Source organism: Rugamonas violacea (assembly GCF_016461825.1).
Lineage (GTDB): Bacteria > Pseudomonadota > Gammaproteobacteria > Burkholderiales > Burkholderiaceae_D > Rugamonas.
In genome coordinates this window covers 58,679-80,791 of the sequence record NZ_JAEMNU010000119.1, presented here as the reverse complement: position 1 = coordinate 80,791, position 22,113 = coordinate 58,679, and the positions used below count along the sequence as shown (strand labels likewise).

General features: G+C 65.1%; 18 protein-coding genes and 1 tRNA gene. 8 read left to right on the top strand and 11 right to left on the bottom strand.

The window, feature by feature from the left end; translation table 11 throughout:
* Window positions 1-217: 217 nt before the first annotated feature.
* The 5 genes from H7U20_RS21475 to H7U20_RS21455 form a co-directional block, all read right to left on the bottom strand.
* Window positions 218-2,302, bottom strand: coding sequence for a S9 family peptidase (locus tag H7U20_RS21475; protein ID WP_199761182.1), 2,085 nt, complete (start codon window positions 2,300-2,302; stop codon window positions 218-220).
* A gap of 100 nt (window positions 2,303-2,402) precedes the next feature.
* A complete protein-coding gene (locus H7U20_RS21470; protein WP_199761181.1) occupies window positions 2,403-3,233 on the bottom strand; it encodes an arginase family protein in 831 nt (276 codons plus the stop codon).
* The gene (locus tag H7U20_RS21465) at window positions 3,230-4,471 is read right to left on the bottom strand and encodes a sulfotransferase family protein (protein ID WP_199761180.1); all 1,242 of its coding nucleotides are present in this window, start codon (window positions 4,469-4,471) and stop codon (window positions 3,230-3,232) included. Before H7U20_RS21465 ends, H7U20_RS21470 begins: the two co-directional genes overlap by 4 nt.
* Complete coding sequence (locus H7U20_RS21460; RefSeq protein ID WP_199761179.1) at window positions 4,468-5,169, bottom strand: methyltransferase; 702 nt, start codon at window positions 5,167-5,169, stop codon at window positions 4,468-4,470. The genes H7U20_RS21465 and H7U20_RS21460 overlap by 4 nt, the downstream gene beginning before the upstream one ends.
* Before the next feature lie 157 nt (window positions 5,170-5,326).
* Window positions 5,327-5,623 (bottom strand): hypothetical protein, encoded by a 297-nt coding sequence (locus H7U20_RS21455; protein ID WP_199761178.1) that lies wholly within the window; start codon window positions 5,621-5,623, stop codon window positions 5,327-5,329.
* Window positions 5,624-5,677: 54 nt separating this feature from the next.
* On the opposite strand from H7U20_RS21455, the gene H7U20_RS21450 reads away from it, so the two are divergent.
* On the top strand, window positions 5,678-6,244 hold the full coding sequence (locus H7U20_RS21450) for a hemerythrin domain-containing protein (protein ID WP_233410973.1): 567 nt from the start codon (window positions 5,678-5,680) through the stop codon (window positions 6,242-6,244).
* Between the two features lie 55 nt (window positions 6,245-6,299).
* Here the strand turns inward: H7U20_RS21450 and H7U20_RS21445 are convergent, their stop codons facing one another.
* Window positions 6,300-7,832 carry a M20 family peptidase gene (locus tag H7U20_RS21445; protein ID WP_199761177.1) on the bottom strand — a complete coding sequence of 511 codons (1,533 nt, stop codon included), beginning with the start codon at window positions 7,830-7,832 and terminating at the stop codon, window positions 6,300-6,302.
* 182 nt (window positions 7,833-8,014) lie between these two features.
* On the opposite strand from H7U20_RS21445, the gene H7U20_RS21440 reads away from it, so the two are divergent.
* Window positions 8,015-9,379: an MFS transporter gene (locus H7U20_RS21440; protein WP_199761176.1), complete on the top strand. Its 1,365-nt coding sequence runs from the start codon at window positions 8,015-8,017 to the stop codon at window positions 9,377-9,379.
* Between the two features lie 135 nt (window positions 9,380-9,514).
* Window positions 9,515-11,863 carry a S9 family peptidase gene (locus H7U20_RS21435; RefSeq protein WP_199761175.1) on the top strand — a complete coding sequence of 783 codons (2,349 nt, stop codon included), beginning with the start codon at window positions 9,515-9,517 and terminating at the stop codon, window positions 11,861-11,863.
* A gap of 165 nt (window positions 11,864-12,028) precedes the next feature.
* Here H7U20_RS21435 and H7U20_RS21430 read toward each other — a convergent pair whose 3' ends face one another.
* Entirely contained in the window at window positions 12,029-13,456 is a 1,428-nt protein-coding gene (locus tag H7U20_RS21430) for a M20/M25/M40 family metallo-hydrolase (RefSeq protein ID WP_199761174.1), read from the bottom strand.
* Window positions 13,457-13,605: 149 nt separating this feature from the next.
* On the opposite strand from H7U20_RS21430, the gene H7U20_RS21425 reads away from it, so the two are divergent.
* Window positions 13,606-13,681: transfer RNA gene (locus H7U20_RS21425), tRNA-Phe, on the top strand.
* A 318-nt stretch (window positions 13,682-13,999) separates the two neighbouring features.
* Here H7U20_RS21425 and H7U20_RS21420 read toward each other — a convergent pair.
* From H7U20_RS21420 to H7U20_RS21405, 4 genes are all read right to left on the bottom strand, one after another.
* Complete coding sequence (locus H7U20_RS21420) at window positions 14,000-14,230, bottom strand: hypothetical protein (RefSeq protein ID WP_199761173.1); 231 nt, start codon at window positions 14,228-14,230, stop codon at window positions 14,000-14,002.
* A gap of 105 nt (window positions 14,231-14,335) precedes the next feature.
* Window positions 14,336-15,028, bottom strand: coding sequence for a hypothetical protein (locus H7U20_RS21415; protein WP_199761172.1), 693 nt, complete (start codon window positions 15,026-15,028; stop codon window positions 14,336-14,338).
* 125 nt (window positions 15,029-15,153) lie between these two features.
* The gene (locus H7U20_RS21410) at window positions 15,154-15,687 is read right to left on the bottom strand and encodes a hypothetical protein (protein ID WP_199761171.1); all 534 of its coding nucleotides are present in this window, start codon (window positions 15,685-15,687) and stop codon (window positions 15,154-15,156) included.
* A gap of 441 nt (window positions 15,688-16,128) precedes the next feature.
* Window positions 16,129-17,322, bottom strand: coding sequence for a TCR/Tet family MFS transporter (locus tag H7U20_RS21405; RefSeq protein ID WP_199761170.1), 1,194 nt, complete (start codon window positions 17,320-17,322; stop codon window positions 16,129-16,131).
* A gap of 313 nt (window positions 17,323-17,635) precedes the next feature.
* Between H7U20_RS21405 and H7U20_RS21400 the strand changes: the two genes are divergently transcribed.
* The 4 genes from H7U20_RS21400 (at window position 17,636) to H7U20_RS21385 (ending at window position 22,055) form a co-directional block, all read left to right on the top strand.
* Window positions 17,636-18,274, top strand: a complete 639-nt coding sequence (locus H7U20_RS21400) for a TetR/AcrR family transcriptional regulator (protein WP_199761169.1) — start codon at window positions 17,636-17,638, stop codon at window positions 18,272-18,274.
* Between the two features lie 394 nt (window positions 18,275-18,668).
* Window positions 18,669-20,249 carry an isocitrate lyase gene (locus tag H7U20_RS21395; RefSeq protein WP_199761168.1) on the top strand — a complete coding sequence of 527 codons (1,581 nt, stop codon included), beginning with the start codon at window positions 18,669-18,671 and terminating at the stop codon, window positions 20,247-20,249.
* A gap of 179 nt (window positions 20,250-20,428) precedes the next feature.
* A complete protein-coding gene (locus H7U20_RS21390; protein ID WP_199761167.1) occupies window positions 20,429-21,337 on the top strand; it encodes a DUF2167 domain-containing protein in 909 nt (302 codons plus the stop codon).
* A gap of 7 nt (window positions 21,338-21,344) precedes the next feature.
* Complete coding sequence (locus tag H7U20_RS21385) at window positions 21,345-22,055, top strand: site-2 protease family protein (RefSeq protein ID WP_199761166.1); 711 nt, start codon at window positions 21,345-21,347, stop codon at window positions 22,053-22,055.
* Window positions 22,056-22,113: the final 58 nt, after the last annotated feature.

The window sequence follows — 22,113 nt, the reverse complement described above, 5'->3', positions numbered from 1 at the left end:
AGCGGCGCAAATCTGGGGTCAGACCCGCGGGGTCTGACCCCGGCTCGCCGCCTTTGGGTGGTTTTTGTAGCCGCCGGCGCCTTCACTTAACGGCATTGGCTTCCTGTTGTGGAGTCGATTGCGCCGGTGCTGCCGCAATGAAAACGCCCGCGAACCAACGGCGGGCGTGGCGGCGGGCGCGCTGCTGCGGCAGCGCCGCGCCGCGCTCAATAGTCGCTTATGGCTTGGCCTTGGTGTAGCTGTCGAGCCAGTCGATGACGGTGTGGTGCCACAGCACCGAGTTGGCCGGCTTGAGCACCCAGTGGTTCTCGTCCGGGAACACCAGCAGCTTGCTCGGGATGCCCTGGCGCTGCAGCGCGGTGAAGGTGCCCAGGCCCTGCGTGGTCGGGATGCGGAAGTCCAGGTCGCCCTGCACCACCAACATCGGCGTCTTCCAGTTCTTGACGTGGTGGACCGGGTTGAACTGCTCGTGCTTTTGCGGCACGTCGTAGTAGCTGCCGCCGTTTTCCCACTCGGTGAACCAGATTTCCTCGGTCGAGTAAGCCATGCCACGGGTGTCGAACACGCCGTCGTGGTTGACGATGCAGCGGAAGCCGTCGGACCAATTGCCCTCGATCCAGTTCATCATGTAACCGCCGTAGGAGGCGCCCAGCGCGCAGCTGCGCTCGCGGTCCAGCCAGGCGAATTTCTTGACGGCCGCGTCCAGGCCCAGCTTGAGGTCCTGCAGCGGCTTGCCGCCCCAGTCGCCGCTGATCGAATCGGTGAAGGCCTGGCCGTAGCCGGTCGAACCGTGGAAGTCGATGAACACGGTGGCGTAGCCGGCGCCGGCGTAGACCTGCGGATTCCAGCGGTAGCTCCACGAGTTGCCGAAGCTGCCCTGCGGGCCGCCGTGCACCAGGAAGGCGATCGGATACTTGGCGCCGGGCGTGGCGTTCCACGGCTTCATGACGTGGCCGTAGACGGTGGCGCCGTCGGCGCCGGTGAAGGAGAACTGCTCGTACTGGCCGAAGCGCACGTCGGCCAGCGCGGCCTCGTTCAAGCTGGTCAGCTGGGTGGCGTGCTCGGTGTCGCTACCGAGCTTGAACTTGAACAGCTGGGCGGCCGAGGCCAGGTTGGCCTGCGCCAGCACGACGGTGTCGCGCTGCACGTCGAAGGCGCCGGCGTAGCCCTTGCCGCTGAGCGGCGTTACCTTGCCGCTGGCGACGTCGAGCGAGAACAGGCGGTGCTGGCCGACGTCGTCGGCGGTGGCCAGGATGCTCTTGCCGTCCGGCGCCCAGCGGAAGTCGGCGATCGAACGGTCCCACTGCGGCGCCAGCTTGCGGCGCTTGCCGCTGGCCACGTCCAACAGCACCAGTTCGAAGCGGTCGGCCTCGAAACCGGGGCGCGCCATGGCCAGCCAGGCCAAGGTGCGGCCGTCCGGCGAATAGGTCGGCTTGCTGTCCCAGGCCGGATTGTCGGCCGTCAGGTTGCGCGGCGCGCCGCCGGCGGCCGGCACCTGGTAGATGTCGAAGTTGGTCGACCAGGCCTCCGTCTGGCCGGCGATGCGGGCGGCGAAGACGATGCTCGCGCCGTCCGGGCTGAAGCGGTATTCGTCGTGGTCGCCGAAGGGCTTGGACGGCACGTCGCCGTCGAGCATGCCGCTCAGGCTGACCGGCGCGGCCGTGACCTTGCCGCTGGCGTCGAGCGGCGCCGAGTACAGCACCGAGTTGCGGCCGTCGGCCCAGCTGTCCCAGTGGCGCACGAACAGGCGGTCGTAGACCACGCCGCTGGTCTTGCCCTTGGCCGCGCGCGCGTCCAGGCGGGCCTTGGTGCACGCCAGGTCGGGGCAGTCGCGGAACACGGCCAGGCTCAACGCCAGGCGGTCGCCCTGCGGCGACAGGCGGAAGTTGTCGACATCGAGCGGCAGGTCGGTGACCCTGGCGGCCTCGCCGCCGGCCAGCGGCAGGCGCCACACCTGCGACGAGCCGGAGCGCGCCGACAGGAAGTAGATGGCGTCGCCGCTGGGCGACCATTCGGCGTCGGTGCTGCTGGCGGCGGCCTGGGTCAGGCGCTGCGGCAGCGGCTTGGCGGCGCGCAGGTCGAGCAACCAGAGCTGGGTGTTGCTGCCGTTCTTGGCCAGGTCGGTGCTGCGCACCGTGTAGACCAGCTTGCTGGCGTCGGGCGACAGCAGCGGACTGCCGACGCGCTCCATGTTGACCATATCCTCGACCGTGAAGCCACGGGGGGCGCCCGGCGCGGCCGCGCTGGCGCTCGCGACGGCAGCCAGCATGGTGGCTCCAGACAGCAGCAAACGTAATGTCATTCGTTTATCTCCGACTTTGTATGAAAAAAATCCGGCATGGGGCCGGCTGTCGGACATGATACCAACTTCGGCACGGCTGTGGAAAAACCGCCCGCCTTTTTCAGCGCCCGCCGTCCAAGGCCAGTTCGTCGAGCAGCGCCAGGCAGGCCAGCGCGGCGCGGTTGTCGAGGTCCTGCTCCTCGTGCCAGGCGGAGACCGAGACGGCCAGCAGCGGAAAGCCGCGCAGGGCGCGGAACAGCGCGCCGATGTCGGCCGGGCCGGGGCCGTGCTTGACGTGGTACTTCAGCGCCGGCATCGCCTCGGGCGCGTCGATCACGTCGGTGTCGAAGTGCAGGTACAGGCTCTGCCGCGGATCGAGCTGGTCGAGCACCTGGTCGATCTCGCAGCAGACGATGCCGGAGGCGCGGATCGCCTCCATCTCGCCGGGGTCGAGATCGCGCGCGTCGCTCAGCACCACCTGATGCTCGCTGTACGGCTGCATGCCGATGGCGGCGCGCAGCCCGCCGATGGCGTCGCGCTCGCGCTGGCGGCGGTCGCCGCGCCCCACCAGCATGGCCAGCGGCATGCCGCCCAGGTACTGGGTCTGGGTGGTCTCCCAGGTGTGGAAGTCGCCGTGCGCGTCGAGCCAAAGGATGCGGTCGGGCGGGCAGCCGGCCTGCTGCAAACCGCCCAACACGCCCAAGGTCGAGACGCAGTCGCCGGCGATGCTGAGCGGCACCCGGCCGGCGCGCCGCAGTTGGCAGACGCTGCCGGCCAGGCGGGCGTAGATGCGGCCCATGCGGCGCATCTTCTCGTTGCTGTCGGTGAGCAGGGTGTCCTGGCAATCGGCCACCTCCAGCACGTCCCAGGGACGGTGGTCGAGCGTGCAGACGCGGCCCAGGCCGTCGCGCCGCTGGCCCATCAGGAACGGCACCAACAGACGGTTGTTCATCGCCAGTCCCCCGCGTCCATGCTGTAGTCGAGCGCCGCCATCATGGCCGCCACCTCGGCCCGTTCGCCCAGCGCCAGCATGGCCTGCTCGCGCTTGCGCCAGCGTCCCGGCGCCGGCGCCTCGGTGGCCATGCTGAGCGGCAGGCGCACCGGCAGCGCCACCGCCTCCAGTCCGAGGAAGTCGGTGATGCCCGCCAGCGTGGCGGCCGGCGCCGTCATGAAGTCCTCGAAGCGCACCCGCAGCGCCGCCACCCCGCTGCCCAATATCGCCTGGTGCGCCGCCAACCACTGCCGCAGGCAGACCTCGGCCAGCGGCGCGCCGCGCAACGCGCGCCAGCCCGGCGGCAGGTCGAACTTCCACCAGCGCCGGCCGAACGGCCGCTGGTCGGAGTAGCCGGCGATGTCGAGCGCGACGCCGGCGCGCGCCATGTCGTGCGAGAAGAAGCCGAGCGGCGACAGCCAGCCGTCCATCAGGCCGTTGACCGACTGCGCGTAGCCCCGGCTCAGGTGCACATAGCGCACCCGCGCCCGCGGGAACAGCTGCTCGTACATGCCGATGCGGTAGGCGTCGGACGGAGCCTTGAACAACAACAGCTTGTCGGCCGCGTCGGCCAGCGCGAACGGACGGCGGCCGTGGCGCGGCAGCACGAAGGGCGGCTCCTCGATCTTGTACGGCTCGTCGAAATACTCGGCGCCGGCGGCGCCGGCGTGGCCGTCGTAGTAGCGGCGCCGCCACGGCGCCTGGACGAACACCGCCTGCAGGATCAGGGCCTGGCGCAGCGCGCCGCCGGGGTCGGCCGGCCACGGCCCGCTCTGGGCCAGGGCCTGCTCCAGCGCCTCGAGCATGCGGCGGTGGCGCACGCTGTCGGCGAAAAAAGCCGGGAACTGCAGCAGCAGCCGGTTGGCCCAGCGGCGCCGCTGCCAGGCCGCCGGCGGCGCCTCGGCGCAGGGCAGGCTGAGGTCGCCGAAGACGTGGTCGGCCAGCCGCTCGACGTGGCGCACGGCGGTCACCGCGTCGCAGTCGGCGCCGTGGCCGAAGCCGTTCTCGGTCAGCACCAGATAGGGTTCGATCTCGCCGTCGAGCGAGGCGATGCGCGGATGCTCGGCCAGCACGCTCTTCAGCAGGGTCGAGCCCGAGCGCGAGCTGGTCAGGATCACCGCCACCTCGCGCACCTCGGCGCGCCAGGCCACCTGGTCGACCTGGCGCAGCCGGTTGACCGCCGCCAGGACCTGGTTCATGTCTCCAGGTCCCGGCGCAGCGGCTTGATCAGGAAGACGAAGAAGGTTTTGGTGGCGGCCTTGTCGGCGCTGGCGCTGCCCATCGCCCGCACCGAGAAGCCGTTCTCCTTGGCCAGTTGGCGGACCAGCTTGACGGCGCCGAAATTGGAATGGGCGAAGTAGATCCGGCCGCCCGGATTCAGGTGCGCGCCGACCTGCTGGAAGAAGCGGGTGTTGGTCTGGAAGTCGGTGTCCCACTGCGAGCGCGCCACCACGTCGGGCGCCGCCTTGTCGCGGAACGGCAGGTTGGCGGTGATGACGTCGAAGGTTTCGCCCTGCAGCTGGTCGAACAGGTTGGAGCGCTTGACGCGCATGATCTTGTCGAAGCCGTGCAGGCGGGCGTTGTGCTTGGCGCTCTTCAGCGCGGCCGGGTTGATGTCGACCGCCGTCACTTTTGCGGCGCCGGCGTAGCAGGAGAACACGGCGATCACGCCGGAGCCGGTGCCGACGTCGAGCGTGCTCTCGCCCGGCTTGACCTTCAGCGTGCGCACCAGCGGCTGACTGTCGGTGAAGGGCCAGAAGGTGTTCGGAAAGACCAGGAATTCCTTGCCGAGGTACTTGATGGTCTTGCCGGTTGGCGGGATCGCCTTGAAGGCCTTCTGGCGATTTTTTTGCCAGCGGTCGATCTGGCTGACGTCGTAACTAGCCGTACTGTTCATGTCGATCACCTCTTCGGAAAGAACCACGTTGGCTGCGAAGCACTGGGGGAGGCAGCGATAGCTGGTCAACTACACAACAGCTTGCTATTAACAATACAACTTTTTTGCGTTGCCCTGGCGCACGCGACTAGCGCAACGCAACCATTGCGCAACACTTTCAAGTTGCATGGCGACAAAGCGCAAGACCGGCGTTGCCAATGCGCGAAAATGAACAGAAAGCGATGTTTTCAAATGCCAAAACGGTGGCATAATTGTCAGCTCGGCGAATTGCATTTTGCAAAAACAGACCCGGCTTGACGTTCGCACAAGAGCTTTTCCCGGCCGGAAATGGCAACGCCCCTGATGAGCCCGGCCCCGCCATAGGTCTTGATGTTGATGCCTCCGCAGATTTTGTGAACAATTGTAAAGAGACGTTATATGAGCCCGCCAGCGCGCTAAGGTGATCATTTTTCACGGCGGCGCACAGGCCTGCCGCGCATCCGAGCTGGGACGTTATCCGGGAACCGCTATGCTGACTGCCACCTATGTCTTGTTGACACTATCCATCGAGCAAAAGAAAGAACGCCATTTCATCTCGCGTCTGCTGCAGCACGTGCAGTCGATCGCCCGCAAACCACAGGAGATCGATCCTGTGTTCATCGAATCCCAGTTGAACGAACTGACCCGCTTCGCCGAGGCGCGCCACCAGCGCAAGGTGGAGGCCTGCCTGATGCCGGCGGTGCGCAACGCCAGCCGCGACGCCGGCCCGCTGCTGGCCGACCTTGAATCGCTGAGCCGGCTGGGCAACGCCATGTTGCGCGCCGTGCGCAAATGCCTGCGCCGCGCCATGCGGCGCAGCGCCACGCAGGGCAAGTTCCTCTGCCGCACCATCGACCTGTACTGCCAGAATCTGCTCAAGCGCCTCGACAAGGAGGAGCAGGAGCTGATGCCGCTGGCCCAGCGCGTCATCTCCAGCGACGAGTGGTTCGAGATCGGCAGCATGTTCCTGGCGCAGGACCACAAGGAAGAGCAGCTCGACGCCGCCCTGCCCTTGCGCCAGCAAAGCGGCTTCTACCAGGTCGCCCAGGGCGCCTGAAGCGCCGCGCCGCGCCGGCCTCCAGCCGGCCGCGCCAGACCCTTCCCCGCCGCGCTCAGGGCGCCGCCGTGGCGTCCTGCCCGGCAGGCGCGCCGTTGCGCAACAACTGGTGGTAGAAACGGATCATCTCGACGTAGTTGCTGATGGCGATACGCTCGTTGCTGCCATGGAAGCGCGCCAGATCCTTGGGGCCGGCGCGCACCGGCGAAAACTTGAAGATGTTATCGCTGAGGGCGGCGAAATGGCGCGAATCGGTCGCCCCCAGCACCAGCCCCGGCACCACCACCGCGCCGCTGAACACCTGGCGCACGGTGCGGTTCAGCGTCGCATATTGCGGCGTGTCGGTGCGCGACACGGCCGACGGCTCGGACTGGCCCGGCTGCACGCTCAACTTGATGGCGGGATTGTCGATGCTGCGGCGCACATGGTCGAGCACGCCTGCCACGCTGTCGCCCGGCAGCAGGCGGAAGTTGACGGTGGCGTTGGCCTTGCCGGGCAGCACGTTGTCCTTGTTGCCGGCGTGAACGATGGTCAGCGCGGTGGTGCTGCGCAACATGGCGTTGGTGCTGGCGCTCTGCTCCAGCTGGCGTTGCAACAACGGCCCGAACAGCCACAGATTGGCCAGCGCGACGCGCTGGAAACCGCTCATCTCCGGCGCCAGCGTGGCGAACATGTCCTGCGCCATGCCGTCCATCGAGGCCGGCAGTTGCTGTTGCTCCAGCCGCGCCAGCGCCGCGCTGAGCTGGCCGATGGCGCTGGCCCGCGGCGGCATCGAGGAGTGGCCGGGCGCCATCGCCAGCTCCAGGTCGACGCTGGCGTAACCCTTCTCGGCCACGCCGATCAGCGCGGCCGGCTTGTCCAGCCCGGCCAGGATGCCCTCGGTCACCAGCATGCCCTCGTCGAGCACGTAGTCGAGCCGCACGCCGCGCGACTTCAGCAGCGCCGCCAGCGCCACCGCGCCGCGCCGGCCGCCGACCTCCTCGTCGGCGCCATAGGCCAGGTACAAGGTCCGGCGCGGCGCGAAGCCGGCCGCCAACAGCGTCTCGACCGCCTCCATCTGCGCCAGCAGGCTGCCCTTGTCGTCCCAGGCGCCACGGCCCCAGATGTAACCGTCCTTGACCACGCCGTCGAACGGCGGCTGCAGCCAGTCGGCCTCGGTGCCGGGCGCCACCGGCACCACGTCCTGGTGCGCCAGCCACAGCGCCGGCTTGGCGGCGGCGTCGCTGCCCGCCCAGGTGTAGAGCAGGCTGTGGCCGACCACCTCGCGCTTGAGCGCGGCGTGCAGGCGCGGGAAGGCCTGCGCCAGCTGCGCCTGCAGGCCGAGGAACTGGTCGGCGCCGGCCTCGGCGTCGGCGGCGCTGGCGATGGTGCGCCAGCGCAGCGCGGCGGCCAGGCGGCCGGCGGCGGCGGCCTCGTCGAGCGCCGGCGGCGCCGCCGGCGCCACCTGCAACTGGCGCGATTCGCTACGCAGGGTATTGAAAGCGAGCACGCCGGCCAACGCCGCCACGGCCGCCAACAGCGCCAGCAGCAGGCGCGGGATGAAGCGTTTCCGGCTCGCCCGCTTGGTCGATATCTTGGTTTGAATCATCGATTTCCTCTTTGAACAAGTGACACGGCGGCGGCCGGCGGCGCGCCGTGTTGGTGCGTTGTTGTATCGATACCCCGATGTCCATTCTAATGCTTGCTTACTCAATATCGTGCGGCTAATATCGGCAATATGGAGGCCCCCCTGCACACCGTCCCCGCCATCGCTGCCGGAGCGCCATTCTGATGGCCCGCCCCGGCAATCTCGTCCACCTGCGCGGCGCCGCCGGCATGGGAGCGATCTATCGCAAGGTCGGCTGGCACCTGCTGCCGCTGCTGATGCTGTGCCATCTGGTGGCCTATCTGGACCGGGTCAACCTGGGCTTCGCCCAGTTGCAGATGAAGCAGACCCTGCCCTTCGCCGAACCGGTCTACGCCTGGGGCGCCGGCCTGTTCTTCCTCGGCTATTTTTTCTTCTCGGTGCCCAGCAACCTGCTGCTGGAGCGGGTCGGCGTGCGCAAGACGCTGCTGCGCATCATGCTGTGCTGGGGCCTGGTGGCGGCGGCCGGCGCCTTCGTCCGCACGCCGCTGCAGTTCTACGTGCTGCGCTTCGCGCTGGGCCTGTTCGAGGCCGGCTTCTACCCCGGCGCGATCCTCTACCTGACCTACTGGTTCCCGGCGCCACGGCGCGGCCGCGCCATCGCCGTGTTCGGCAGCGCCGTGCTGGTCTCGGGCACCCTGGCCGGTCCGCTGTGCGGCCTGATCCTGCGTTACCTCGACCAGTGGCACGGCCTGCTCGGCTGGCAATGGCTGTTCCTGCTGCAGGGCCTGCCCGCCGTGCTGCTCGGCCTGCTGGCCTGGGCCTGGCTGCCGGACCGCCCGGACGACGCCTCCTGGCTCAGCCCGGCCGAACTGCAATTGATGCAACAGGAGCTGGACCCCGACCAGGCCGCCGCGCCGCCGCCCGGCCGCGCCGGCCGCGCCGCCCTGGCGGCGCTGCTGCGCGACCGCCTGTTGTACCTGCTGGCCCTGGCCACCTTCGTGCTGACCGGCGCCAGCTACGCGCTGGTGTTCTGGCTGCCCACGCTGATGCAGGGCTGGGGCCTGCGCGACCCGCTCCAGCTCGGCCTGTACGCCGTGCTGCCCAACCTGGCCGGCATCGCCGGCATGCTGCTGATCTGCCGCCATTCCGACCGCCAAGGCGAGCGGCGCTGGCACTTCGCCGCCTGCATGCTGCTGGCCGCCGGCGGCCTCGGCCTGGTGCTGGCCGCCAACAACGACCTGGCGCGCTCGCTGGCCGGCATGTCGCTGGCGGCCTTCGGCGCCGCCGCCGCCGCGCCGCTGTTCACCACCATCCTGACCGAATACCTGGCGCCGACACGGGCGGCGGCCGGCCTCGCCCTGCTCAGCAGTTGCGGCATCCTCGGCGCCGCCGCCAGCCCGGCGCTGGCCGGCCTGCTGCGCGCCCACGGCCAGGCCGGCGCCATGCTGCACCTGCTGATCGGCCTGTACCTGCTGGCCGGCCTGTTGCTGCTGCTGGCCATGCGCGCCATGCCGGGCGGCCACAGCGCGCAGCGGCAGGAGCATCCCGACAGCGCCGCCCATTCCTGAGGGCACATATCCGCGCCGGCCGCGGCGCCCTCCTGTTACAGAACGATTGTTTCCATCGCGACATACATGGGCTAGAATCTGGCTCGCGCGGCGATCCCGCGCTCCCGTTCACCCATCTTCAGAGCGACCCTACCAATGCGTTTTGCCCTCCCCCTGTTAGCAAGCCTGCTGGCCGCCTCGGCCACGGCGCAGACCCCGATCACGCTCGACCAGGCGATGGCCCATCCCGACTGGATCGGCACCCCGGTGGAGGCCGCCTGGTGGGGCTGGGACAGCCGCCAGGTCTACTTCAAGCAAAAGCGCCTCGGCTCGCCGCTACGCGACATCTACCAGGCCGCCCCGGGCGGCAACCAGCTGGTCGACGACAGCCAGCTGGCCAAGCTCGACAGCGCCAACCCGGTCTACAACCGCGAGCACAGCCGCGCCATCCTGCTGCGCAACGGCGACCTGTTCGAGCGCGACCTGAAAAGCGGCGCGCTGACCCAGATCGTGCGCGGCAGCAGCCCGGCCGCCGAGCCGCAATATTCGGCCGACGGCGCCCACGTCCAGTTCCGCGTCGGCAGCGACTGGTTCAGCTGGAGCCGCGCCGAGCGCCTGGTGGCGCCGGTGGCCCTGCTGCGCACGGCCAAGGACCCGGACGCCGCGCCCGACGCCAACAGCCTGCGCGAGCTGCAACTGCGCCTGATCGCCACGCTGGCGCGGCAAAAGGACGAGCGCGACGCCAACCGCCTCCGCGGCCAGCAAGAACGCGCCGCCGACGCCACCCGCGCGCCGCTGCCGCTCTACCTGGGCGAGAAGGTCACGCTGGCCGGCAGTGCGCTGTCGCCGGACGGCCGCCACCTGCTGGTGGTGACCTCGGTCAAGGGCGCCGACAACGGCCGCATCGGCAAGCTGGCCAAGTACGTCACCGAATCGGGCTACGAGGAATACGACGACCAGCGCAAGCGCGTCGGCCGCGACGGTCCGCTGGCGCAGAAGCTGCAACTGATCGACCTGCACAGCCGCAACATCACCGAGCTGGCGTACGACGCGCTGCCCGGCATCGCCACCGATCCGCTGGCCGAACTGCGCGTGGCGCAAAAGCTCGAACCGCTGAAAGGCAGCCGGGCCATCCACATCGAGCCCGAGGACGGCACCATCCAGTGGAGCGGCGACGGCAAGCAGGTCGCCGTGATGCTGCGCTCGCTCGACAACAAGGACCGCTGGATCGCCGGCGTCGACCTGGCCGGCGCCAAGTTGAAACCGCTGCACCACCTGAGCGACGCGGCCTGGATCAACTACCGCGGCAACGACTTCGGCTGGCTGCCCGACAACAGCACGCTGTGGTTCCAATCCGAGGAAAGCGGCTACTCCCACCTGTACACGCAGGGCGCCGACGGCAAGACCCGCGCCCTGACCCGGGGCAAGTGGGAAGCCTCGCGGCCCGAGTGGAGCGCCGACGGCGCCAGCGCCTACTTCGTCTGCAATCCGAAACTGCCCGGCACCTACGAGGTGTGCGCCGTCTCGACCAAGGACGGCGCGTTGCGCGAAGTCACCGCCCTGGGCGGCGTGGAAAGCTTCGCGCTGTCGCCCGACGGCCAGAAAGTGCTGCTGCGCTACTCGACCAGCTACCTGCCGCCGCAGGTCGCCACCGTGGCGGCCGCCGGCGGCAAGGTCAGCGTGCTGAGCGACACCCGCTCGGCCGCCTTCAAGGCGCGCGAATGGATCCAGCCGCAGATCGTCGCCGTGCCGTCGACCCACGGCGCCGACCCGGTCTGGGCCAAGCTGTACCGCCCGGCCAAGCTGGAGGAAGGCAAGAAATATCCGATCGTCATGTTCGTCCACGGCGCCGGCTACCTGCAGAACGTCAGCCAGCGCTACCCGAACTACTTCCGCGAACAGATGTTCCACAACCTGCTGGTGTCGCGCGGCTACATCGTGCTCGACATGGACTACCGCGCCTCCGAGGGCTACGGCCGCAACTGGCGCACGGCGATCTACCGCCAGATGGGCCATCCGGAGCTGGAGGACTATGTCGACGGCGTCAACTGGCTGGTCGCCCAACAGCAGGGCGACGTCAAGAACGTCGGCGTCTACGGCGGCAGCTACGGCGGCTTCATGACCTTCATGGCGCTGCTGCGCGAGCCGGCGATGTTCAAGTCCGGCGCCGCGCTGCGGCCGGTGACCGACTGGACCACCTACGAGCACGGCTACACCTCGAACATCCTCAACACGCCGGAGCTGGACCCGGAGGCCTACAAGAAATCGTCGCCGATCGAGTACGCCGACAAGTTGCGCGGCAACCTGCTGATCGCCCACGGCATGGTCGACGACAACGTGTTCTACCAGGACTCGGTGCGCATGGCGCAGCGTCTGATCGAGCTGAAGAAGGACAACTGGGAACTGGCCAGCTACCCGCTGGAGCGGCACGGCTTCGTCCAGCCGGAAAGCTGGTATGACGAGTATCGCCGCATCTACCAACTGTTTGAACGCACGCTGAAGTAAGGCCGTCCAAGGCTGGACGGGCGGCCGGCAAAACCCAAGGGCGCAATCTAGGGTCGGACCCGCCGGGTCCGACCCTGGCTCTTCGCCGCTGGGGGGGCGGGACGATCGGCGTAGGGGCGGCTTGGCAAAGCCGCCCCTTTTCGCATGCCGAACCGTCCGGGCGGCTTATTCCGTCGCCAGCCGCTTGCCCAGGCGGTAGAGGAACTCCTGGCCGTCGTACAAGGACTTGACGCGGACGTGCTCGTTCAAGCCGTGCGCGCCGCTACCCTCGGGGCCGGCGAACATGCCGCTGACGCCGTAGGTCCAGATGCCGGCGTTGTTGAGGAAGCGGCCGTCGGTGCCGCCGGTCGACATGGTCGGGATCACCGGCACGCCCGGCCACATCGCCTCGCTGATCTGCTCCACCGCCGCCATGAAGGACGGCGTCAGCGGCGGCACCGGGCTGACCACGCCGTTGCCGATCGGCGCGATGGCGATCTTGTCGTCGGCCAGCACGCGCTGCAAGGTCTGCCGGGTCTGCTCGATGGTCTCGCTGGGCAGGATGCGGCAATTGACCACGGCGCGGGCGCGCTGCGGCAGCGCGTTGCTGGCGTGGCCGCCCTCGAGCATGGTGGCGGCGCAGGTGGTGCGCACCTGGGCGTTGTGGAAGGGGCTGGCCGCGTACATGCGCGCCAACGCGGCGGCGTCGGGCGGATCGCTCAGGATGGCCCGCATGTCGGCCGCCATCTGCCCGCTTTCCACCTTGGCCATGCGCTGGTAATAGCTGCGCGTGATGTCCGACAACGCGAACGGGAAGTCGAACTTGCCCAGCCGCGACAGGCCGTCGGCCAGGCGGATGATGGCGTTGTCGCGCGACGGGATGGAACTGTGGCCGCCCGCATTGGTCACCTCCAGCTGGAAGCTCTGGAAGATCTTCTCGCCGGCCTGCACGCTGTGGCGCACCGGCTTGTCGTTCTTGTCGAGCACGCCGCTGCCGCCCTCGTTGAGGGCCAGCTCGGCGTCGATCAAGTGGCGGTGCTGCCTGAGCAGGAAGTCGACGCCGTCGTATTTGGACGGCACGATTTCCTCGTCGCAGGTCAGCGCCAGGATCAGGTCGCGCTTGGCGGCCAGCTTCTCGCGCTTGAAACGGAGCATGTTCTCGACGAACACCGCCGCCATCGCCTTGTCGTCGCTGGCGCCGCGCGCGTAGAACATGCCGTTTTCCTCGACCAGCTTGAACGGGTCGCGGCTCCAGTCCTCGCGCTTGGCCTCGACCACGTCGACGTGGGCCAGCAGCAGCAGCGGTTTCTTGCTGCCGTCGCCCTTCAGCCGCGCCACCAGGTTGCCCTTTTGCGGCGCGCCCGGCGGCGCCAGGATCTGCATGTCGCTGTCGCGGTAGCCGCCCTGCTTGAGCCGCGCCGCCATCTTGGTGACGGCCTTGGTGCAGGAGCCGACCGAGTCGGTGGTGTTGGTTTCCACCAGCTCCTGGTAGATCTCGCGCAACTGCTTCTGCGCCGGACTCAGCGCGGCCGTCTGCGCGCCGGCCTGCTGCGCCAGGCCGAGGCCTAGGCCAGTCAACACCACGCCCGCCAGCAGCCGTTTGGCTTGTTTCATTTCGCTTCCTTTGTCTTAGTCTCGTGCCGAAGCGACAAAATCTATACCGGGTATGCAACAGTGTCAATATGTGAATTTCCACAAGGAAATAACAAATTGCGCGGGGGACTAGCCAAACAGGGCCGAGGCCCGCTATAATTTCGCTCCTTGGCCTGGTAGCTCAGTTGGTAGAGCAGAGGATTGAAAATCCTTGTGTCGGTGGTTCGATTCCGCCCCGGGCCACCAAGAACATCGTTCACGCAACGCCAATCCATCGAGATTGGCGTTTTCGTTTCCGGGGTTCGTAGTCCCCGTGTCCGGTCGATTTCCGGTACGCAAAACGCCAATAGATCTTGCCGGAAGTCCCACCCAAATCGTCCAAGCGAACCGGCGCGCTACTCCACCACACGCCGAAATAGTCACTTTGTCGCATGCCCAAATATTTACTCACAGGCCCAGTGGGAGCGAAGCGACAACCAGACGACATTTGTGCCAAATAGCCTATCGGGACAAGGCCGCAACTTACCGTTGGTCACCTTAGGCGTAATATAATAAATAGGTATCTTACGATTTCTTCTGCATGATCTGATTTCCAACCTTGCACACTCCTTTCATTACAGCACCTTTTGGCCATTTTTCATCGCTCGGCGGAAGATCGTTCGCGACTGTTGCAATTGCCTCATATTCGCTTAATTCGATATCAACATCGTTGTGAACATTGCCAGCATACTCGGCGTTAGGTGCGCACCACTCGCCGGATGCAGTCTTTGATACAGGGCGTCCCTTTACTCGCATGGCGCGTTCCTTTCAATTTTGAATTTGTGAGTCGCAGGGACGTTATCCCGAAATATCGCTAATCGCTTGCCACCAGCGCACGTAACCATCAATTGGCACAAAACACTAAAATGTGACGCCGGTAAATGGACTTACTTCACCAAATACATCCTCCCAACTGGACTCAAATTTTAGCCTTGGATACTTTTCTCCCGATTCTATGTACTCAGGCCAACAAGCATGTTGGGTAAATCGCGCGAAGCCCGGGGAAAATGATCCGTCGTGATGGCTAGCAACTATATTGGGAGGCATATTTAATTCTTGTCGATACAGGTATTCCCAAAAGATACCTTGAGACAACATAAATGGTTTCGCCCAGTCTTTCATGTCGTCTTTGTGATAGTCACCAAGCAATATCCGCACATAGTTATAGGTCACCATCCACGAATTTTCTATAACGGTATGGGCTGTCAATGCCTGCATAAGCTCAACAGCACCCACTGGAGCCTCAGGCAAGCCATAAATAAATTCTTTCAAGTTAGCGTTCAACGTGGCTAGTTCTTCAATATGCGGACCGAGCTCTCCAGTAATCCCGGCGAATTCTGCAGTCTCTGGAGTATTGAGCAGCACCCAGAACTGCGTGGCACTGGAAGTAAATCTGACGAACTCGTCCCGGATGGACTGGACGGCATCAGGTTTTCTCAATGCTTCACGTATAGCGGCAAGTACGCTGTCGCTGTGCTGGCGTTTCCAAGCGGCAGGAAAATGCGCCAGTTGCCCTTCGGGATCTTTCAATCGCGACGTTAAGACAATACTCACGTTCTTGCATATCTCGTCTGCCTTCGATGTTGGCTCTCCGGCCGGGACCAAGCGTCGTATACTGTCAATTACTCTCGTGAACATGTCTTGCCCCTAAGTGTTGCGCTTGTAATTTGAAACCGCTATCACTTGCCATGTCCCGGACTTTCATACCGAAATGTCAATGAGGCATCGGTCACTACAAGAAGTGGGAATTTCTTCAAGTCCCAAAGCTTACTGGTTCCGAGTGACTCCAAGCCGAGCACCTCAAGCGACAAAGTAGACTCCGGCGGATTGCCAAATCGAATGCGTTCCCAGATGTCGTCAAAAAGGCGACTACCAATACATAGGTGCCCAAGTACCACTCCATCTTCCTCAGGATCCCACAGCTTCAGTTGCCCAACACAATCTGTGGGATGTTCGATTTGCGCTTCTGAGAGCAAATGAATTAGACAGTCGAAGTCATTCAGCGCCTGCCTCGTCGGCAAGATGACGTGTTCCGGGTGCACAACCTGCGCCGTCACATACAGCCCTCGGAAAGGTCCATCTGGGGCGTCAGAAACAGACAAGGTCTGTTCCCACTTACTCGCCTTGAGCGCCAAACGCTGCGAACCAGAATAGCCAGACTCCTTCTTATAGCCCTCAATGAGCCCTTGCACAACTTCTTTGTATTCGTCCATACCCGCCTCTGATATGAGCAACCGAAGATGGAGAATAGCACGCCCCCTCCACACAGTTTTGACGAATCTGGCTGTTCGTCCACGTAGACTACCTTTTACCGACGCGCCAGCGACCAAGACCCAAAGTCAGTAAGGCAGGCCGATGCCGACCAGCGACGCCAAGATTGCGTATTGAGAAGGGTTTCGCCCCGGCACGTCGTCGCCGCGACGTGCTTACCGCCGCCGACTACCCCGACTCAATGCCACATTGCCGCCGCGCCTGTGGCGATTGCATGAAAATTGCCATCACGCCGGTGTGAGCGCCAGTTGTTTCTAGATAACTCACATTTTATCAATCACTTACGGCATTCTTGCCCTTTTTTATGCAAAATTCAGGATAGAGTGCTCAGCAGATGGCGACGGTTACGCGTCCGGTTGGCTCCTATCACCTTCCAGGACCGGCTACATTGTTGGGTCTACCGCCGGCTTCGCAAAGCGCAGGCCGAGCACGAGGGGCACCATGATCGCGTAGGCGACGATGACGGCCAGCCAGATCGCGCCGGGCCATTGCGCCCTGACGAGGAAATAGAAACTCGAGAAGGCCAGCGGGCAGATGATCGAGGCCAGGCTCACGACCGAGGCGAGCACACCCTGAAACCGGCCCTGCTGGTTCTCGTCGACCTGTCGCGTGGCCAGCGACTGCAGCGCCGGCGCGCCAAGGCCGCCGAGGGCGAACACCGGCATGATCGCGAAGATCATCCAGCCTTGGGTGGCGAAGGCCATGACAGTCAGGGCGACGCAGGCGCCGGCCATGCCCGTCAGAATCGTCGCGCGTTCGCCCAGCAAGCTCACGGCGGGGCCGGTGAGGAACATCTGGGCGAGCGTCTGGCAGACACCGAAAGTTCCGAGCGACAGGCCGATCCACAGTCCATTCCACCGGAAGCTGTCGTTCCCCCACAAGGCCCAGCAAGTGCCGTAGACCTCGCCGGTGGCGCTGAAGAGGAAGAAGATGACGGTGATGGGCAACAGGCCCTTCACCGAAAACACCCAGCGCAGCGGCCGCAGCGGATTCAGCGCCGCCAGGTCGATTTTCTCCCGGCTGGGCGTGCGCGACTCCGGCAGCACGAAGAAGGCCAGCAGGAGATTGCAGGCGTTCAACACCGCCGCCGCGATAAAGGGCAGCCGCAGCCAATGGTCGCCGAGGGCGCCGCCGAGGACGGGGCCGACAATGAAGCCGATGCCGAACATGGCGTTGAACAGGCCGAAGCGGCGCGCCCGCTTGTCCTCGGGGGAAATGTCGGTGATGTAGGCGGTCGCCACCGAGATGTTGGCGCTGCTCAGGCCCGCGATGGCGCGGCCGAGCAGCAACATCCACAGGTTCGGCGCGAAGGCCAGGAACAGGTAATTGACGGTCGCGCCGGCGAGCGAGAGCAGGAGCACCGGGCGTCGTCCCAGCCGGTCGCTGAGCGAACCGAGCACCGGCGCGAAAATGAACTGCATGAGCGCATAGAGCGCCGTCATGATGCCGATGTGGGACACCACGTTGTCCGCGTGGGTGACGTCGCGCAGCAGCGCCGGCAGAATCGGAAAGACCAGGCCGATGCCAACGGCGTCGAGGACGACGGTGGCGAAGATGACGATGAGCGGCTGCTTCACGGCGTCGCCGGGCCGCGGCACCAGCGTGCACGCCGCGCATCCGGTCCCACATCTTGTCCCACCCCATCCCGTGTCGCGCCGCGGCGGCGAGCGAACACTTGCGGCGCTCCGCCCCTGCTCTGCGCCGCAAAGGTCGGGGCGGCGGCAGGACCGCCGACGGCGGCGACCAGTGTCTCAAGAATTTTCATGTACTTAATCCTAATTTATACTCAGTACATAAATATTACTATCAACCGCGACCGTCCATCAAGCGTTTCCGCCCCTCTCGGAGCAAAATATGTACCGAGTACACCCATCGTGGTAGCATGGCCACATGTCCATCCCACCCGACCGCCGCTCGCGCAAGCGCCTCGCCACCCGTCAAAGCATTTCCGACGCCGCCACGCGCCTGTTCATCGAGCGGGGCTTCGACCAGGTGACGGTGGACGAGATCGCCGCCGCCGCCGACGTCGGCCGGATGACGGTGTTCAATCACTTTCCCCGCAAGGAGGACATGTTCTTCGATCGCGAGGAAGAGGGCCGCGAGATCCTGCTCGACGCCATGCGGCAGCGCGATCCGCGTGTCACGCCGCTCGAGGCCTTGCGCCTGCTCGCCCATCGGCTGGTGGCGGAAAAAAGCCCGGCGGTCGATTTTTCCGCCAGGAGCCAAGGCTTCATCGCGACGATTGAAGCCAGCGACACCCTGAAGGCGCGGACCAGGGCGATACGCAGCGAACTCACACAACTGGTCGCCTCGGCCTTGGCCGGGTCCGTCGAACGGGAAGCCGGCGACGCCTTCGCCCATCTGGCGGCCGCCATGCTGCTGGCGACCTGGTCCGTGGCCCTGGTGCAGGCGCACCATCACTTTCGACAGCATCGCGACACGGACGAAGCGAGCGCCGCCTTTCTCGCGCTTGTCGACAAGGGTAGCCTCGGCATCCACGCCGCGATGGCCGGCACGCCTTACGCCTGAGCAAACAACTGGCGCCGTGCCGGCCTGGTCCCGCCCTGCCCGGCCGCGCCGGCGCGGCGGCGCGCCGAATAGGCGCCACCGCCATCGCACATATCCCTAGACTCGAAATTAGACTCCACATTGTGAAAGCAGCCCTCCGTGGAAAATGCGCCCCCCTATTCCATTTTTTGAAAATACATTCCACATCGCAAAAAACACTGCACAAGTCACTGAAAATAAACAAATTAATTTAAGTTATATGTCTTATATAAGAGTTGGCGCATTTCCAAAAGACGTCTATCATTAATCCATGCAGTTTGCTTTTGCTTCAGCACCAGCAAGGTCCGCAAGTGAACAGATATAGCGGCGCTCGATATTACTTTATTAATCTTGTTTTATTCTCTAGGAGATTCACATGTCACAGTATCAAGACGATATCCAAGCCATCGCCGGCCTCAAGGACAAAGAAGGCAGCGCCTGGAACGCGATTAATCCCGAGTCCGCTGCGCGCATGCGCGCCCAGAACCGCTTCAAAACCGGTCTGGATATCGCCAAGTACACCGCCAAGATCATGCGCCAGGACATGGCCAACTACGACGCCGACTCGTCCAAGTACACCCAGTCGCTGGGTTGCTGGCACGGTTTCATCGGTCAACAGAAGATGATTTCGATCAAGAAGCACTTCAACAGCACCGACCGCCGCTACCTCTACCTGTCGGGCTGGATGATCGCCGCGCTGCGCTCGGAGTTCGGCCCGCTGCCGGATCAGTCGATGCACGAAAAGACCGCCGTCGCCGGCCTGATCAAAGAGCTCTACACCTTCCTGCGCCAGGCCGACGCGCGTGAACTGGGCGGCCTGTTCCGCCAACTGGACGCCGCCGACGGCGCCGCCAAGCCAGCCATCCAGAGCCAGATCGATAACCATATCACCCACGTCGTGCCCATCATCGCCGACATCGACGCCGGTTTCGGCAACGCCGAGGCGACCTACCTGATGGCCAAGCAGATGATCGAAGCCGGCGCCTGCTGCATCCAGATCGAAAACCAGGTGTCCGACGAGAAGCAATGCGGCCACCAGGACGGCAAGGTCACCGTGCCGCACGAAGACTTCCTGGCCAAGATCCGCGCGGTCCGTTACGCCTTCCTCGAACTGGGTGTCGACGACGGCCTGATCGTCGCCCGCACCGACTCGCTGGGCGCCGGCCTGACCAAACAAATCGCCGTCACCCGCGAAGCGGGCGACCTGGGCGACCAGTACAACTCCTTCCTCGACGTCGAGGAAGTGTCGACCGAATCGATGAGCAACGGCGACGTGGTCATCAAGCGCGGCGACAAGCTGCTGCGTCCCAAGCGTCTGGCCAGCAATCTGTTCCAGTTCCGCGAAGGCACGGGCGAAGAGCGTTGCGTGCTCGATTGCATCACCTCGCTGCAAAACGGCGCCGACCTGCTGTGGATCGAAACCGAGAAACCGCACATCGCCCAGATCGGCGGCATGGTCAACGCCATCCGCAAGGTGATTCCAAACGCCAAGCTGGTGTACAACAACAGCCCGTCGTTCAACTGGACCCTGAACTTCCGTCAACAAATGTTCGACAGCATGAAGGCCGAAGGCAAGGACGTTTCCGCCTACGAGCGCGCCAAACTGATGAGTGTCGAGTACGACACGACCGAATTGGCGATCGCGGCGGATGAGAAAATCCGCACCTTCCAGGCCGATGCGGCGCGCGAAGCCGGCATCTTCCACCACCTGATCACGCTGCCGACCTACCACACCGCCGCTTTGTCGACCGACAACCTGGCCAAGGACTACTTCGGCGACCAGGGCATGCTGGGTTACGTCGCCGGCGTTCAGCGCAAGGAAATCCGCCAGGGTATCGCTTGTGTCAAACACCAGAACATGTCCGGCTCGGACATCGGCGACGACCACAAGGAATATTTCAGCGGCGAAGCTGCGCTGAAGGCATCGGGCAAAGACAACACGATGAACCAGTTCTAAATCCGCCGCCGGTGTGAGCACACCACGAAAAGCCAAGCCTTGCGGCTTGGCTTTTTTTTTATTTCCAGACATAAAAAGCGGCCTCGCGCCGGCGGCGCGGCGCCGGCCGGCACGCTGAATTACGAAAAAACCAATAATTCCTGTAAGATACATTTTTCTCTTTCTTTCCGGAATCCACCATGGTCCCATCGCTTCGTACCACTTTGTTGTGCCTCGCCCTGAGTGTCGGTGTCGGCATCGGCGGCGGCGCCCACGCCGCGCCGCCGGCCCAGCCCATCAGCGCCGAGCAACTGGTGGCCGCGTTGAACTTCCAGCAGGGTAAGATCACCCTGCCCGGCGACATCGCCACCCTCGATCTGCCGGCCGGTTTCCGCTACCTCAGCCCGGCCGACGCCGGCCGCGTGCTGGTCGAGGGCTGGGGAAACCCACCCGGCCACACCACGCTGGGCATGATCGTGCCGGCCAAGCTCAACCCGCTCAGCGCGGCCGGCTGGGGCGTGATCCTGACCTACGACAAGGACGGCCACGTCAAGGACGACGACGCCGACAGCATCAAGTACGACGAGCTGCTCAAGGACATGCAGGAGGCCGTCACGGCCAACAACGCCGAGCGCAAGGCGCAAGGCTACGCGCCGATGAGCCTGGTGGGCTGGGCCGAGCAACCGAGCTACGACAAGGCCCACCACAAGCTGTACTGGGCCAAGGAACTGAAGACCGAGGGCGACGGCGGCAACGGCCTGAACTACAACATCCGCGTGCTCGGCCGCGAAGGCGTGCTGGTGCTCAACGCCGTCGCCGGCATGGAGCAGATCCGGCAGGTCAAGGCCGACATGCAGCAGGTCACCGCCTTCACCGACTTCACCCCGGGCCAGCGCTACGCCGACTTCGACAGCAAGACCGACAAGGTGGCCGAGTACGGCCTGGCGGCGCTGGTGGCCGGCGGCGTGGCCGCCAAGCTGGGCCTGTTCGGCAAGCTGTTCGCCCTGCTGCTGGCGTTCAAGAAACTGATCCTGCTGGCCGTCGTCGGCGGTGGCGCCGCCGTGCTGAAGTTCTTCAAGCGCGAGAAAAAAGTCGATCTGGGCAAATAAGGCGGCCATGGCAAAGTTACTCGTCTGGCTGCTGGCGGCCGGCAAAATGGGCAAGCTGCTGACCACCGGCGGCACCATGCTGCTGTCGATGCTGGCTTACAGCTGGATCTTCGGCTGGCGCTACGCGGTCGGCTTCGTGCTGCTGATTTTCGTCCACGAGATGGGCCATTACGTGGCGGCGCGCCGGCGCGGCCTGGAGGTCGGCGCGCCCGCCTTCATCCCCTTCGTCGGCGCCTGGATCGCCCTCAAGGACTTGCCGCACGACGTAGAGACGGAGGCCTACATCGGCTTCGCCGGGCCGCTGGCCGGCTCGGCGGCGGCGCTGGCCTGCTACTTCGCGGCGCGCCAGACCGACAGCGATCTGTTGTTGGCGCTGGCCTATTCGGGCTGCATGCTGAACCTGTTCAACCTGATCCCGCTCAGTCCGCTTGACGGCGGCCGCATCACGGCGATCATCTCGCCCAAGTTGTGGCTGGTCGGCGTGCCGCTGCTGGCCGGCCTGTTCTTCTACCGGCCCAGCCCGATGCTGATCCTGATCGCCGTGCTGGCCTATCCACAGATCAAGGCGGCGCTGTGGGGCGACCCGGCGCTGCCGCCGCACTACTACGCGGTGGCGCTCGACACGCGCATCAACTACGCCGTGCTGTACCTGGGCCTGGCGGCCTTCCTGGCGATCATGAGCCACGACATCCACGCCATGCTGGCCGCCGCGCACTAGGCGGCGGCCAGCATGGCGCTTGCCCGTCACCACCTCCTGATTTCCGCCGACCAGGAGA